Source organism: Pseudomonas sp. B3G-3, assembly GCF_028640915.1.
GTDB lineage: Bacteria > Pseudomonadota > Gammaproteobacteria > Pseudomonadales > Pseudomonadaceae > Aquipseudomonas > Aquipseudomonas chlororaphis_I.
Genome location: NZ_JAQZAB010000111.1, coordinates 17,463 through 31,856 on the forward strand (window position 1 = coordinate 17,463; position 14,394 = coordinate 31,856).

Annotated in this window: 10 protein-coding genes and 2 pseudogenes; 6 read left to right on the forward strand and 6 right to left on the reverse strand. The window is 58.5% G+C overall.

Annotated elements, in window-relative coordinates:
- The first annotated feature begins 14 nt into the window (after positions 1-14).
- On the forward strand, positions 15-2,918 hold the full coding sequence (locus tag PVZ80_RS18940) for an ATP-binding protein (RefSeq protein WP_273864367.1): 2,904 nt from the start codon (positions 15-17) through the stop codon (positions 2,916-2,918).
- A 112-nt stretch (positions 2,919-3,030) separates the two neighbouring features.
- Here PVZ80_RS18940 and PVZ80_RS18945 read toward each other — a convergent pair whose 3' ends face one another.
- The 6 genes from PVZ80_RS18945 to PVZ80_RS18970 are packed head-to-tail and all read right to left on the reverse strand — an operon-like array spanning position 3,031 to position 8,777.
- Positions 3,031-3,978, reverse strand: coding sequence for a Csu type fimbrial protein (locus tag PVZ80_RS18945; RefSeq protein ID WP_273864368.1), 948 nt, complete (start codon positions 3,976-3,978; stop codon positions 3,031-3,033).
- Entirely contained in the window at positions 3,975-6,341 is a 2,367-nt protein-coding gene (locus tag PVZ80_RS18950) for a fimbria/pilus outer membrane usher protein (protein ID WP_273864369.1), read from the reverse strand. The genes PVZ80_RS18945 and PVZ80_RS18950 overlap by 4 nt, the downstream gene beginning before the upstream one ends.
- 17 nt (positions 6,342-6,358) lie before the next feature.
- Entirely contained in the window at positions 6,359-7,144 is a 786-nt protein-coding gene (locus PVZ80_RS18955) for a fimbrial biogenesis chaperone (RefSeq protein WP_273864370.1), read from the reverse strand.
- 18 nt (positions 7,145-7,162) lie between these two features.
- Positions 7,163-7,684, reverse strand: coding sequence for a Csu type fimbrial protein (locus PVZ80_RS18960; protein WP_273864371.1), 522 nt, complete (start codon positions 7,682-7,684; stop codon positions 7,163-7,165).
- Between the two features lie 5 nt (positions 7,685-7,689).
- On the reverse strand, positions 7,690-8,205 hold the full coding sequence (locus PVZ80_RS18965; RefSeq protein WP_273829726.1) for a Csu type fimbrial protein: 516 nt from the start codon (positions 8,203-8,205) through the stop codon (positions 7,690-7,692).
- 38 nt (positions 8,206-8,243) lie between these two features.
- Positions 8,244-8,777: a Csu type fimbrial protein gene (locus PVZ80_RS18970; protein WP_273829725.1), complete on the reverse strand. Its 534-nt coding sequence runs from the start codon at positions 8,775-8,777 to the stop codon at positions 8,244-8,246.
- A gap of 1,108 nt (positions 8,778-9,885) precedes the next feature.
- Between PVZ80_RS18970 and PVZ80_RS18975 the strand changes: the two genes are divergently transcribed.
- From PVZ80_RS18975 to PVZ80_RS18990, 5 genes and pseudogenes are all read left to right on the forward strand, one after another.
- Positions 9,886-11,484, forward strand: a complete 1,599-nt coding sequence (locus PVZ80_RS18975) for an EAL domain-containing protein (protein WP_273864372.1) — start codon at positions 9,886-9,888, stop codon at positions 11,482-11,484.
- A gap of 251 nt (positions 11,485-11,735) precedes the next feature.
- A pseudogene (locus PVZ80_RS34060) lies at positions 11,736-12,164 on the forward strand (MCP four helix bundle domain-containing protein); the annotation flags it as partial.
- A 45-nt stretch (positions 12,165-12,209) separates the two neighbouring features.
- Positions 12,210-13,295 (forward strand): annotated as a pseudogene (locus tag PVZ80_RS18980) (methyl-accepting chemotaxis protein); the annotation flags it as partial.
- Positions 13,296-13,379: 84 nt separating this feature from the next.
- On the forward strand, positions 13,380-13,778 hold the full coding sequence (locus PVZ80_RS18985) for a tyrosine-type recombinase/integrase (RefSeq protein WP_273864374.1): 399 nt from the start codon (positions 13,380-13,382) through the stop codon (positions 13,776-13,778).
- Positions 13,779-13,845: 67 nt separating this feature from the next.
- A complete protein-coding gene (locus PVZ80_RS18990) occupies positions 13,846-14,196 on the forward strand; it encodes a YciI family protein (RefSeq protein WP_273864375.1) in 351 nt (116 codons plus the stop codon).
- The last annotated feature ends 198 nt before the right edge of the window (positions 14,197-14,394 follow it).

Consider the following 14,394-nt stretch of genomic DNA (forward strand, 5'->3'; position numbering starts at 1 on the left):
CTCTGGCATTAGATATGCGCCTCAAGAGACTACTCAGCTTCATCGTTAGACCGATTGCTCCCCTCGTCTTCACGCTGTTCTTGTTCATCAACTCAATTGCACCATCCCAAGCTCACGACATCACACTGTCTGGCCGGATGGCGGTGGGTGAACGCCCTTGGCTGGGGGAACCAGAGCGGAAGTTGCTGGCAGAGCGAAAGCCGATCAGGATGGGGGTTCCGACCCTGGATTTCCCCCCGCTGTCCATTTTGTATGCGAACCGCTACCAGGGTATCAGTGCGGACTATCTGACCCTCATCTTCGAAACTCCGCCTGAAATACACACGTTCGCATCTCGATCGGAGGCGGTGGCCGCCTTGCGATCTGGAGCAATAGATGTGCTGGGTGAGGGAAGTGAGCTAGAGGGCCGGGAGAATGGCTTCATCCTGAGCGAGTCCTATCTTCCGGACAGACCTGTTCTGGTGACGTCCGACACCCACCCAATCGAGATCCAGCGGCGAGGCAACGTGCTGGGCATGAGCGACGGATATCTAAGCGAATCCGATGTGCTCGAGGCCTACCCCTTTAGCAAGGTGCAGTTTTTCAGCAGCCCACAACGAGCACTGGAGGCGCTGACAGTCGGCGAGGTTGACGCGGTGATTAATGACGCCGTGACGTCGCACTACCTGATACAGACCAACTATTTGTTGAGTCTCCATATCGAGAACTTTACGCCTATCGAGAGCCATGGATTTCGCTTTCTGTTGCGGCCCGGGGACAAATCGCTGAGAGATATCATCAATCGTGCTCTTCCAACGGTCACTGGGCGCTACGGAGAGGACATCCTTCGCAGCTGGAGCGCGGGACGTCATTTGAGGATTGAAGACGAGCGTGTAAAGCTGACGCCCGCTGAGCAGCGCTGGCTAGCAGCCAACCCGGAAGTGCCTGTAGCGGTCAACTACTCTCTTGGCGCGTTGGGAGAACTGGGCGCGGATCGCAGCGTGACCGGAATCGGTCGCGACTACCTTGAACTGATCAGTCAACGTAGCGGACTGAAGTTCTCGTATCTGGGAGCGGGAAGTGCCGGGGACTCGAAAAAACTGATTGCCCAGGGAAAGGCACTTTTGACCCCGGTCATGTCTCAGGCTAATCCGTTCGAGACACAGCTGGATATATTGCCGCCGTATCTACGCAGCACATCCGTCGTGATGACAGCAAACCGCAGCGGCAACGTTGCCGGCAGGCGCTACACCAAGCTATCCGACCTAAAAGGGATGACGGTCGCCACAGGTGAGGGCGACTTCTTGATTGATACGATACACCGCGACTATCCGGAGATTCTGTTAAAGGTATACCCAACGTTCCTGGATGCCATGCGATCGGTTGATTCAGGACAGAACGAGGCATTTCTAAGCAGCGACTACACCGGACGATACTTAGCTGCTCAGTACTTCGGCAATCGCATGCATGTCACCGGGATTCTGCAGAATGTCGCCACGCCCATCGGTATCGGCATCGCGAAGGATCAGCCGGAGCTGCGGAGCATTTTGGAGAAGGCTCAGCTGGCCATCTCACCCGAAGAGGTCGCGGAGATCGTACACGCTTGGAGACCACGCTTCGCCAGGGGCGGTAGTGACTTTTGGCGCGACCACCAGGCCAAGGTCCTCCAGATCGGTGGCGCCTTCGTTCTCCTTGTCCTGATTGCGCTTATCTGGTCTTTCTATCTGAGACGTCAAGTTCGTAGAACCCAGGCCGCTGAAGAGCGGGCCGAATCTGCGAATCGCGCCAAGAGCATTTTCCTGTCAACAGTTAGCCATGAGATTCGTACACCACTCAATGCAATTATTGGCCTGCAAGAGCTTGTACTTATGAATGCAAAGCTGGGCAAGCTTGATGTTCAGTCTTTGTCTGTCGCTCAAGAAGCTGCCCAAGGAATGCTCTCGCTACTGGGGAACGTGCTCGACCTTTCTCGCATTGAATCAGGCAAGATCGATTCCTCTCCCCAGCCAGTTCAGATCAGAGATCAGATTGAAAGGAGCATTCAGGTCGTTGCCGGCATGTCTCATCAGAAGGGCCTCTCGCTGACTCAAGACATTGAAGGCGATGTGGAGGAGTGGGTACTGATAGATCCACTTCATTTCAAGCAAGTTCTGTTCAATCTGCTGAGCAACGCGATCAAGTTCACTGAAGCAGGGGGTGTGACGGTGCGTGCGTTGGCCCATAGGGTGCAGGAGCAAGTACATCTGCAGCTGGAGGTCATTGACACAGGAATCGGCATTTCTGCCGATGACAGGGAAAAATTGTTCCAGCCCTTTTCGCGGGTAGGCCAACATGCCTCCGGGCAAATGATGGGAAGCGGGCTTGGCCTGAGTATCAGTCGACGTCTGGTACAAAAAATGGGAGGAACGATTGAGCTCTTTAGCGAGATAGGCAAAGGGTCTCGCTTTAGAGTGGAACTGGATTTACCTATCTGCCAGCCCCCGACCGCAAAGGTTGAACTCCTACCAGACCTGTCGATCACGTCCGGCGAAGCTCGCGAGCTCTCCATACTTGTAGCGGAGGACAACTCGTTCAATCGTCTGACGATCAGCACCCAACTTGAAATGTTGGGTCATGTGGCAACTATCACTGAAGACGGTCAGCAGGCTTTTGAAAAATGGCTCGGCACTCACTTCGATATTGTTATCACGGACCGGCAGATGCCGCGAATGGGGGGTGTTGAACTAGCCCAGCAAATACGTGATGAGGAGACTCGAAGCAATCGCCAGAGATGCCGAATCATAGGCTTGACGGCCAGCGCTGAGGAGGGAACCGTGGAGCAATGTCTGGCAGCGGGTATGGACGACATCATATTCAAGCCGACCACACTTGAGGAGCTCAAACGCGCGTTGTCTATTGAGCCATCCCAATATAATCACGGCGGAACTGCTACGCATTGATACGGACGTACAACGGTGCAGATTGTGCTTGACCGAGTACCTGCTGTACTCGGCAGACGTACCCTGCGAGTCCACCGTAGCGAGATGATCGGCCACACCCCTTCAATTTGAGTCAGTAGGTGAGGATGACCCGTACGGTATCGCTATAGGTACCGGCGGGCACATTGCCCTGGGCCGGGTTGATGATGGCCTGGTACGGCACGTTCTGCGCGGCACCGTTGCCGGTGCCCGCCTGTGTGTTGGCGGTGGTCCAGACCGTCGAGTCGCCGGGTTTATAGAGGTTGTATTGGATCGCGTTGGCGCCGCTGAGCATGTGCCGCCAGCCGCCGTTGAAGTTGTTGCCGTTGTCGAAGCCTATGGTGTAGGTGGCGTTCGGCGTGCAACGCACGCCGATGCTCTGGTTCACTACGGTGAATGCCGAGACCAGCGCGGCGCTGCCGAAGCTGAGGTCCGGGGCACTGTCGAGATAGCAGTCCTTGAGCACCGTGAGAGTGAGGTTGATGCTGCTGCTGGCGGTGCCGTCGTCATAGAGGCAGATGTTGCCGATACCCGCCGCGCAGAGGTGCCAGGCCCAGCTCAAGCCGATGGTGTCAGTATAGGTACCGGCCGGCAGGGACACTCCGGTGGCGGTGCGCAGGTACAGCGGCAGGCTGCCGTCAGTGCCGTTGAACTGACCGAGAATGCCCAGGAAGGTGGTGCTGCTCCAGCGCTCTGTTGAGCCGACGTTGTAGACAATGCTGCAGCCGCTGTCCTTACAGATGCTATAGGGCAGGTAAGTGCCGCTGGCGGCGTTGTATAGCCTCGGCGTGGTGCCCAACGGGTTCGCGGTGCTGGTGATGGTCGTGTCGATAGTGTTGGTGCTGAGGATCGATAGCAGGCTGCCACCGCACTTGAAGCCTGTGGCAGCGGTGATGGTCTGCGCGGTGCTGACCACGGCGAAGGAACTCAGGCTGCCGAAATTGCCGGTGCCGGAACTGGTAGTGCAGGCCGCGAACAGCAATGGGCTGGCGTTCAACATGGCGAGGCCGAGCACGCCGGCGAAAAGACGGGGATGGCTCATGGCGTATCTCCGGTGGAGGTCGAGCAGGTCAGCGGGCCGACCTGAGTGACGGTGGGTTTGCGCGTATCCAGGCGGAAATTCGCCCGGCAGGCCCGGCTGTCGGGGCGGATCACGTGCAGTTGGTTGTTGGCTTGCAATCCTTCGAAATAGACTTGGCCGTCCCAACCGACGCTGGCGCGCAGGCCACTACCGGTTTCCTCGGCTTGGCTGCCTAGCGGCAGCGGCTCGCCGCGTTCGTCCACCAAGCTGATGCTGGCTGCGACCACGGTGCGGATCGGGAAGTCCAGCAGCACGCCGCTGCCCTGGCGCACTGCCACGCGCTGTTCGACTTCCGGTGTGCTGACGTTGGCCGGCAGATCGAGCGGATCGATCTGGACCTTTGCCGGGTAATAGGCGGCGACCCAGGGCACCAGCAGGTGACCCTTATCGTCGGTGCTGCCCATCAACTGGTTCTCGTAGCGGATCGGCACCTGCGGATAGCCCTTGGTGCTGACCAGTATGAAAGCGTCGTTGATGCGGTCACTGGCGAACAGCGCGCTGTCCATCCACACCAATGAACCGCTGATGTCGGCCCAACGAGTGTAGTTGCCAGTCTCGCCGTAGAGGCCGCCCTGCAACTGCACACTTTGCATGCGCCAAGTCAAGTCGGCCTGATGGTAGCGGCTGGCGCCGCCGTAGCCGAGGTTCCAGCCGACGCCGCCCTGGCTCGGCGTTGAGCGGCTCCAGACTACCCGTTCACTGTAGCGCTCGTCGCTATCGCGAGTGACGCCTACGTTGAGCAGGCCGTTGACGTCGAAGGGAAGCACCAACTGCATCAGCGCGCTGTAGCCGCTGCCGTCGAGGTCCTTGTTCAGCGCCAGGTAGAAGCTGCTACGGCTGCCGATCGGACGGCTATAGGAAAGGTTGGCCAGGCGCGCGCGGCTGCCGTCGCGGGCACGGATATCGAAGTAACCGACCCCAAGGGTGCCCTGCTCGTCAAAGGTTAGGCTGGCGGTGGCCTGGTCGGTGCGCTGGCTCAGCCGGTAGTCGCCGTCCAGGGTGCTCAGGTCGCCATAACCTTCGCTGCGCTGGATGTGCTGCAGGCTTAGGCCGAACCGGCGTGAGTAATAGGAGTAGCCGAGCAGGTATTGTTGACCGCTGTCACCCTGCCCCTCGCTGCCGCTAGCTGCCAGGCTGAGGGTGCCGAAGGTGGCCACGGCAATGTCGCCGCCGACGCCGAACAGACGCAGGTCGCTGGCGGTCTCAGCGTGAGTGGAAAGGGTCAGGCGATCGCTGATGCCGTAGCGGTAGAGGCCGCTGGCGGCGTTATCGGCATAGGAGAAGTTGCGTAGACCGTAGTCGTCGCGCAGGCGCCCGATGGACAGGTCGAAGTCGCTCAGGCCCTGCGCCAACAAGGTATTGGAAACGTAGAACGGCAGGCTGGTCATCACCTGCCGACCTTGGGCGTCGGTGGTCACCACCGTTGCCTCGCCGGCGCCGTTGATGTAGGGCACGTTGCTGATGGCGAAGGGACCGGGTTGCAGGTCTCTGCTGCTGGCCTTGTAGCCGTTGATGAAGAGGTCGACCGTGCTCGGTACCGCGGCCTGGCCCTCGAAGCGCAGCAGCGGGTAAGTGACCAGATCCGGACGCACGCCGAATTTACGAGCGTAGCGGAAGCCGCCCATACGTACCGGGTTGGTCCAGTTCATTGCGCCGTTGACGTAGTCACCCAACTGGTAACTGCGCATGCTGCGTTCGTCGTTGTACTGCCAATAGGTGTCGTAGCGCAGGTAGCGGCTGTCGAGGTTGTCGGCATCGTCGAAGTAGTGGGTATAGACACCGGTGTTGGAGATCACGCCGAATCCGTCGAACAACCGTTGCTCAAGCAGTGCGGAGAGCCACGGTGTAGCGTCGTCGGCAGGGTCCGAGTAGTACAAATCGTAGTTGAACAGTGCGCCCAGACTGCTGCGTGCCGGGGTCCGGGAGACCAGTCCGGGATCGTCGAAGCGCTGTTCCGGTAGCCACTGCGGCGGCACCCATAGGCGCAGTTGCTGGCTGGCGCCGTCGTAGTCAGCCTGCGCCCCGGGCAGACAGTCCACTGCTACCTGTCCGGTGGGATTTCCCGGCAGGCGCACGCTAGCTTCGCTCAGGGCCGCAGCATCGAGTCGGTAGTGCCCGTCGCCGGCGCTGACAGGCACCACCTTGCCGCTATTGCGGCCGTTGATCACCAGCTCCAGGTAGTAGAGGGTGCTGCTGCCGGCCGGAGCGGCCTCCGGTGGCGGCAGCCCGGCCAGGTAATCCGCCGCCCGGACAGGGGTAAGCAGCGCCAGGCTGAGGAGCAGCGCGGAGCACCGGTGGCGGCGCCGGGAGTCAAAGCGGGACACAGAGACGGCGCCCCGCCTCAGTACTCGGGAATGCTGATGGGCGTGTCGTTGTCTGCCAACTGCAGTATCAGGGTCATACCCACGCCGGGTGCGACTCCAGGCGGCAGCGGCCAACGCATCTGCTGTCCGGCGAGCACGTAGCCGAGCAGGCCGTCGAGCAGCGCCAGACGGCGACCTTTCCCCTCCCAGCGTACGTGGCTGAGGCGCGCGTGCACGGTGCTGTCGTTGCGCACTAGCAGGTAGTGCACGCCCCTCTCCTCTTGCACCCGCCAGGTTAGCTTCGGCTGGCTCGCCTCAGCCGGGTCGCGATCCAGGTCGGAACGTGGCTGAGTCCAGACGCCCTTTGCGCTGACAAACAGCGGTACGGAATAGCGCATCCGGAACTGCAGGGCGAGGCCGGAAGCCTCCGTCGCCTGACCCGCCGCGTCCGGGACCTCGTCGATCAGCACCCGATAGGCGTCCTCTGGTGCAGCGGGCTGGCCGCCCTGTCGGATCAACCGGACCAGTTGCCGGCTCCCTGCCTCGACCTTGACGAAGGGGGGGCTGGGGACGACTGCCTGCTGGCTGCGGTAGACGTCCCGAAAATCCGCCTGGGACCAGCCGAGCACCCGCACCTGAAGGGTCACCGGCTGCTTGCCACGATTCTCCAGCCACAGCGCGGTGGCGGGCTGGTCGGCCTCGATGATTGGGTTGATTGGCCAGATCAGCACCGTGCTGGCGGCCTGCACAGAGCCGCAAAGGAACAGGAGCAGGAACGCCGGGAACCAACGCGCGAGGTGTAGGTAGATCAGGGGGCTGTGCATGTGCTCCTCCATGGCGGATCAAAACGAAAGAGTGACTGTCACGGTGTCGCGGTAGACGCCGGCGGACGGCAGTGTGGCGACCGCGAAAAGACGGGCGTACACCGTGTAGATCTGGGTGGTGTCGGGGAAGCTAGCGATGGTCCGGGCCAGCGCCCCATTGCCCCAGATCTGGGAATAGGTGATGTCCTGGTACAACTGGTAGGCCAGGGTCTCCCTGCCGTTGACCAGCCTCAGGTAGCGCTGGCTGCCGCCGCCGTTGATCCCGTAATCGAGGGCAATGGAGACGGTCAACCCTGGGGTGCAAGTGAGGATGATGGAGCCCGCGCCGGCACTGCTGGCGACGTTCACCGGGTCCGCCAGGTTGCCGAGAGTGCCGAAGCTGAGAGTGCCAAGGTCGTAGGTGCTGCTGGTGGTGCCGAAGGAGCAGCCCTTAGCGACCACCGCCTGAACCTGGAAGACGCGGCTGATCAGCGACTGGTCGGCGCCGGCGGTGACGCCTGGTGACAGAACCAGGAGCAGGAAGCAGAGCCAGTTGGGCATTGGCGTCACCAACTGACGGTCACGTTGACGGTGTCACGGTAGGTCCCGGCGACAGGGGTGGTTTGCGCTGGCGCCAAGCCGTAGACGGGATACCACTGGTCGCTGCCGTTTCCGGTCGCGGCGACGCCGATGGTGTTGTCCCAGACGATTCCGCCCGGGCGGTCGCTGTACAGGTTGTAGATCAGGGTAATGGCGGTGTTGGCGACATTGGCCATCCGCCGCGTGTCGACGTTACCGTAGAGGCCGCCATCGAGCTTGATGTTATAGGTCTGACCATTGACGCACTTGACCCGGATGGAGCCGGCTCCCTGCCGGCTGTTGGTACTGACGGCGTTGTTCAGGGAGACGTACTGGCCGAAGTCGAGGGTGCCGAAGGTCATCGCACTGCCGCCAACCACGGTGCCCGCCTCACAGGCGGGTAGCAGCGTGACGCTTAAAGTGAGCGTGGCGGTCTGCGCAGTTGCCGGGTTGTAGCTCAGCAGCCAGAGCGATCCTCCGATGAGGCATCGATTCAAGCCCATCAGTCCCCTCCGGGGCTTTCGAAACCTGATAGCGCACCTCACCAGGCGATAGTGACTAGCAGTGTGTCGGTGTAGGTCCCCGCCTCCGTTGGCGTGTTTTGTCCGGTGGGAACCACGCGGCCGTACAGGGGGATGCTCACCGCGTTGCCGGTGGAGGCTGGAGAGATGTCGACCGGTGTGTTCGCCTGGATCAGCGCGCTACGCGCGGCGTCCGAGTAGATGTTGTAGGCGATAGTGCTGGTGGCGGTGTTCTTCATGTAGCGCTGGCCACCGCTAGCATGCAGGCCTGCGTTCACCGTCAGGCTCGGGGTCAGACCGGTGCTGCACTTGATCTGGATATTGCCGTTGGCGCCGACGGTCTGCGCGTCGACCAAGTTACTGAGGTCGGAGTGGGTGCCGAAGTCGAGGGTCCCCCACTGGTTGATGCCACCACTGACGCTGCCGCTGCTGATGGTGCAGCCGGCACCGATGACCATCTGCACGCCGACCTGACCGGCCAGAGTGCCGGTGGCTTGGGCGGTGCCGTGCAGGCCGGCGCAGAACAACAGAACTACCGCAATGCTCTTATTCATCTCTAATCTAACTTCCAGTCGATAACAGCCGCCATCAGTGAGAATGGTTTGGCGGGCACAGCATTATTCGAAACGCGCATTTGAAATGCAGATTCGAGTCATTAATTAACTTTTTGAAATCACGCGCCAGCACGGCGCAATACCGAAACCAAGTCACTACATTGAAAAAAACTCTGTAATTAAGAGTCGCGAGTTTCGAGCACGGACAAGTCCTCTTTGGACTCTTCCAATCATCAGTCAGCTCATTGAACGAACAAGCGAGTTTTCACCCGATGAGATCCCCCACCGGAGAATACTCTTCTTGCAGCGCCATCAGGGAGATCAATATTGCCGTCAGTCGCGAATCCAATATTTTGAACTTTACCCCCTCGCCAAGTAATTGTTGGCGGCGTTCCGTCCATGCCTAGGCTGAGCCCTGCGCCCATTTATAGATAGCTCGCTCATGAGATCCCCCTGTCTCAAAAAACAAGTATTCAATCCGCGCCAAAGGCGCTACGGCTTAAGATTGCTGGCCTAGCTGTAGCCCTACTGAAATCTTGATATAGACCCCTCCTGTAGCGCTTCTCCCCCATCCACGCAGCCCCTTGCATCTGCTCCAAGATGAACAATCTAATAACACGGTACCAGTTGCACTAAGGTGTTGAAAATATGCCTTTGAGGGTAATATCGAAAAATAGTGAGCTTGCCCTTTCATCTAAAAATTCGGACCTGAATCCCACAGAAATAGCAGAATTTGACGCCTTCACGCCGCTATTTTAGATGGACTCCAAGGGACGCAAGAACAAAACAGACTGGTCAAAATAGACTTTCTGAGCCCATGCTTCTCGTCCAAGTTTCTGCGGTGAGCTGTGGCAATTTCGCTATTCATATTGAGTGTCGGAGATATTGCAAAAATTGGCCTTCCGCATTAATAATCTTCTTGCGACCTTGCGCTCTCGCTGGGTCATCAAGTTGCGGTCAAAAAACTGGATTTCTAGATTGCCTTCTTGTCATTCTCGGATTTTGCAAACTGCTCAACGGACCCGAGCTGCTCGATACCGGTGGGATTTTTTTGCCATGAACCGGGCAAATATCCTGATTTATTGGCTAAAGGCACAGAGTTCATTGCATGAAAAAAAATAAAAAGCGGCGCATTTCACCTGGGCGCTTGGTCATTGTGCTGGTCGCTATGCTGACACCTCTTGCGCTAATGACTCCGATGATATGGTGGCAAGCGCAAGATCGTGCGGACAGGGAAGCGTTGGTCACTGCGGCAACCATCTCCCAGCAGATGGAAAACACCCTGCATATCGTGTTCTCCAACGTGGGGGAAGCTATCTCGATGGTCGGCAAGCCCTGCGATCAGGTATCTAGCGATCTGGCACGACTTAGAAATCTGAGTCCCTACTTTCGCGCTCTGTTCCTGATGCAGCACGGAATTGTCTACTGTTCATCAGTGGAGGGATTCAGCCCGGGGCCCCTTGCTCAAACGTTTGATGGGCCATCCGCGCTCCCTACCGGCTTAGGTATTACTCCTGTTGCGGGAACCTATCTGGTGCGCAATAGACCGGCGGTCGTCGTGTCACAAAGCCTTGGGAGTGATGAGGGCGTACTGGCCGTGATCGATGGCCTATATGTGCAGGACATTAAAAATGCGGCCTCCTACGACGGTCAGTTTCTGGTCCAGATTCTGCTCAGTGAGTCGCAACGAACCTTGCCTGACGGCACCGCTGCGATTAGGGCTCAAGATCCCGAATATCGCGACGTGGATGCCGTTGTGAAATCCACAAGCTTCCCCGTCGAAGTCCGAGTTTCAGTCGCCAGTTCTCTGCTTGAGGCATACCGCAGCTACCTCTGGCGGCTGTACGCCCCGTTCATTCCCTTCGTCTGCTTGCTCATGGGGTATTTGGCGTACTGGTTTGTACTGCATCGAGGATCTCTGGTACGAGATATGCGTCGCGCCATTCAGCAGGGCGAGTTCCATATGGTGTACCAACCTGTGGTTCGCCTGGATACTGGTGAATTTGGCGGCCTGGAAGCGCTGGTGCGCTGGACTCGGGCTGGCCAAAGCCCGATACGCCCGGACATTTTCATCCCTCTGGCGGAGGACCAACAGCAGATCGCGGAATTGACTCGTCATATCTTTGATCTCGTGGTGGCAGACTTACCGCAGTTGGGGCTCGGACCCCAGGACCATCTGGGGCTCAACATCAGTGGCTCCCATTTGGCTATGCCGGAGTTCTTGGAGGACATTGAACGACTGACTACCAGAATGGGACCGGCGGCGCCGAAACTGGTTCTGGAGTTGACGGAACGGGAAATGCTTCCCGACAGTGAGCAAGTTCAGCACCGTATTGCTCAGTCGCGTACGCTGGGGGCGCTGTGGGCTTTGGATGATTTCGGTACCGGACATAGTTCACTCTCCTATCTGGAGCAATTAGATGCCGACTTCCTTAAAGTCGATCGCAGCTTTGTATCAGGAATAGGAACAGAGTCGGTGAACGCCGTGATACTTGAAACACTCATTTCTCTTGCGCATCGCCTGGGGATGGCCTTGACCGCAGAGGGCATCGAGACTCGGGAGCAACTGGCCTATCTACAACGGCACAACGTACCCTGGGGGCAAGGCTATCTCTTCTCGCCTCCTTTGAGTGCGGCAGAACTCTCCACCTGGAGGGAAGAAGCGGCGACACGCCTGCGTTCGTCCACTCCCCCAACCGCCACGTAGTGGTCAAGCGCCAATGGAATGCATCTATCGTAGAGCGCAATAGACACTCGATCTGCGAATCCTACAAACCACCATCAGATATTTCTGAATATTCCGTCAGAACATCAAGAAGCTCATTTTTAGTGCGATAGGACAGGTACCCCCCACCCACAAAGCGCGAACAGCGCACATTCGAGGTAGGTACCATGTCCTTGCGCACGATGAACATCGCCCCAAGAGCTTTCCTTGGATTCGCTTTGATAGGCTGCCTGATGTTGCTTCTCGGCGTGTTTGCCCTGAATCAAATGAGCAAGATCCGATCGGCCACAGAGAGAATCATCCAGGACACTATCCCGAGCATCAAGAACGTCGATGACTTCACCCAGTTGACGTTGCGGCAACGCGTTCAGGCGTACCGGCTGCTGCTTAATCGCTCCCCTCAGGCACAACAGCAGATCCTGGACTTGATCAGCGAGCGCAATCGGAAGATTGACGAGACACAAACTGTCTACCAGACACTCATCAGTAGCCCTGAGGAACGCGCCACCTACAATGAATACACGGTACTGCTGACGCAGCATCGAAAGCTGGAAGACCAATTGATCGAACTATCGCGAAAGAATCAGCTCGAGGGTATGCAGGCGCTGTTGAACACACAGATGATGGAGAGTACCGAAAAGCTCAACGACACGCTGGGCCAGTTGGTGAAGATCAATACGCAGTACTCAACAACTGCCGACAATGACGCCGCCAAGCAGTATGGTACGGCGATCAACCTGGTGGTAGCACTGCTGGCGCTGTCCACTACGTTGACAGTGCTATTTGCGTGGCTGCTGACCCGCAGTATCACCCGGCCGATTGGGTACGCGTTGCAAGCGGCTGAAGGGATCGCCGAAGGCGATTTGACTCAGCCGATCATCGTGGATGGAAGCGACGAGGCTGGACGCCTATTGAGGGCGATGGTCACCATGCAGGAAAAGCTGCGCGACACTTTGCAGCGTATTACCGGCTCCGCCCAACAACTAGCGTCTGCGGCAGAGGAGCTCAATAGCGTTACTGACGAAAGCGCTCGCGGCCTGACCCAACAAAACTACGAAATCGAACAGGCGGCGACCGCAGTAAATGAAATGACCAGTGCGGTGGAAGAGGTAGCGCGAAATGCCGTAAGCACTTCGCAAGCCTCCCAGAGCGCGACCCGATCCGCAGGGGATGGCCGGGACATGGTCCAGGAAACGGTCTCAGCCATTGAGCGATTGACCGGTGACGTGCAAGGCGCTGCTGGTCTGATCGGTGAGTTGGCCAATGAGTCGCGGGATATCGGCAAGGTACTCGACGTGATCCGCGGCCTAGCCGATCAAACCAACCTGCTGGCCCTGAACGCAGCCATTGAGGCAGCCCGGGCCGGTGACGCCGGTCGTGGTTTCGCTGTCGTCGCGGAGGAAGTTCGTGCCCTGGCTTACCGTACTCAAGAGTCAACTGGCGAAATCGAACGCATGGTCGGCAGCATCCAGAGCGGCACCGAGCATGCTGTGGAGTCCATGCGCAACAGCACCGAACATGCAGAATCGACGCTGCACATGGCGCGCGGCGCCGGCTCGTCCCTGGACACCATTAACAGCGCCATCAGTGAAATCAACGAGCGCAATCTGGTGATAGCCAGTGCGGCTGAAGAACAGGCTCAGGTGGCGCGCGAAGTTGACCGTAACCTGGTAAACATCCGAGATTTGTCCGTGCAGTCGGCAACCGGCGCCAACCAAACCAGTGCGGCTAGCAACGAGCTTTCACGACTGGCTGTAGATCTCAACGCACTGGTCGCACGGTTCAGCCTCTGACACCTAGTGTAAGGAATAGGCCTGCCTCAAAAGGAACCCAGCGGCTGAGTCGGTGTTGGGCCCGGCCCCTCCGCGGTTCTACCGGTGAGGGGGCTGCCTCTTCGGGAAAGGTCTTTCCCCTCGAAAGCAGGTAGGCCGCACATCGTCTATCTGTCGAAGCAGGCCGCAATGCTCTTCAAGGAGTTGCTTGTACTGGCGGGCGACAGCGAATGGGTTTTGCCTGTATGCGGCTCTCTGATCAAGCCGTTCGCACACAACGCTCTGGACAATGCACTCAAGGTCGCATTGCAAGGGCAGGAGATTCCAGCCTTCACCCTCCACGACTTGCGGCGTACGGCGTCTAGCCTGCTGCACGAAAAGGGTTGGGGTTACGACATTGTGGAGAATGCGTTGAACCACGCCATCTTTCAAATCTGCTTGTCAGACGCTCTGTGCGCAGGACGCTTTCTACTAGTTTTTCAGATCCATCTCATATCCAGGTAGAGATTATGGATGGAAAATCGAATGTGTACTCCATACATATCCACTGTGATCAGGGAGGAGAGGAAGCATGAAGTACATGTTGTTGTTGACCGGAGACGGCGATGTTCCCGCATGGGACGGGCTGAATGAGTCTGAGCAGGCTGCACTCATGAAACGGTTCGAACAGTTCCATAGTGAGTGCACTGCCCGGGGCGTCGAAATTCTGGCGGGGGAAGCTCTCGAGAACGGCGAATCTGCCACCACCGTGCGTAGATCGGGTGGTGCGAGGGTGATCTCTGAAGGACCGTATGCCGCCGCCTACGAAGGACTGGGTGGTTTTTTCCTTGTAGAGGCACCGAGTCTGGATCTACTTCTGGAACTCTCGGACATTCTGCCGCCGTACGACATGGAGTTCCGGCCGGTCGATCCGATGGGGTGAAATTGCAAAGCTCGGCGCGTGCGGTAGGGGCGCTGGTTGACCGCACCCAAGTGTCAGGCGACATCCCAAGCCGCATCACGCCAGCGTTCCAGTAGGAAATCGCTGAACGCCGTCAACGGGCGCGGCACGGGTTGGCGTCGGGCCTGCACGAGATTGATCATGGAGGGCGCGCGCTTCCGGGCCGAATTTGACATTTAG

Bases quoted from the DNA above. Each gene is read 5' to 3' on its own strand.
- PVZ80_RS18965 (WP_273829726.1), bottom strand. From the start codon at position 8,205: ATGGGCTTGAATCGATGCCTCATCGGAGGATCGCTCTGGCTGCTGAGC.
- PVZ80_RS18945 (WP_273864368.1), bottom strand. From the start codon at position 3,978: ATGAGCCATCCCCGTCTTTTCGCCGGCGTGCTCGGCCTCGCCATGTTG.
- PVZ80_RS18970 (WP_273829725.1), bottom strand. From the start codon at position 8,777: ATGAATAAGAGCATTGCGGTAGTTCTGTTGTTCTGCGCCGGCCTGCAC.
- PVZ80_RS18940 (WP_273864367.1), top strand. From the start codon at position 15: ATGCGCCTCAAGAGACTACTCAGCTTCATCGTTAGACCGATTGCTCCC.
- PVZ80_RS18990 (WP_273864375.1), top strand. From the start codon at position 13,846: ATGAAGTACATGTTGTTGTTGACCGGAGACGGCGATGTTCCCGCATGG.
- PVZ80_RS18960 (WP_273864371.1), bottom strand. From the start codon at position 7,684: ATGCCCAACTGGCTCTGCTTCCTGCTCCTGGTTCTGTCACCAGGCGTC.
- PVZ80_RS18955 (WP_273864370.1), bottom strand. From the start codon at position 7,144: ATGCACAGCCCCCTGATCTACCTACACCTCGCGCGTTGGTTCCCGGCG.
- PVZ80_RS18975 (WP_273864372.1), top strand. From the start codon at position 9,886: ATGAAAAAAAATAAAAAGCGGCGCATTTCACCTGGGCGCTTGGTCATT.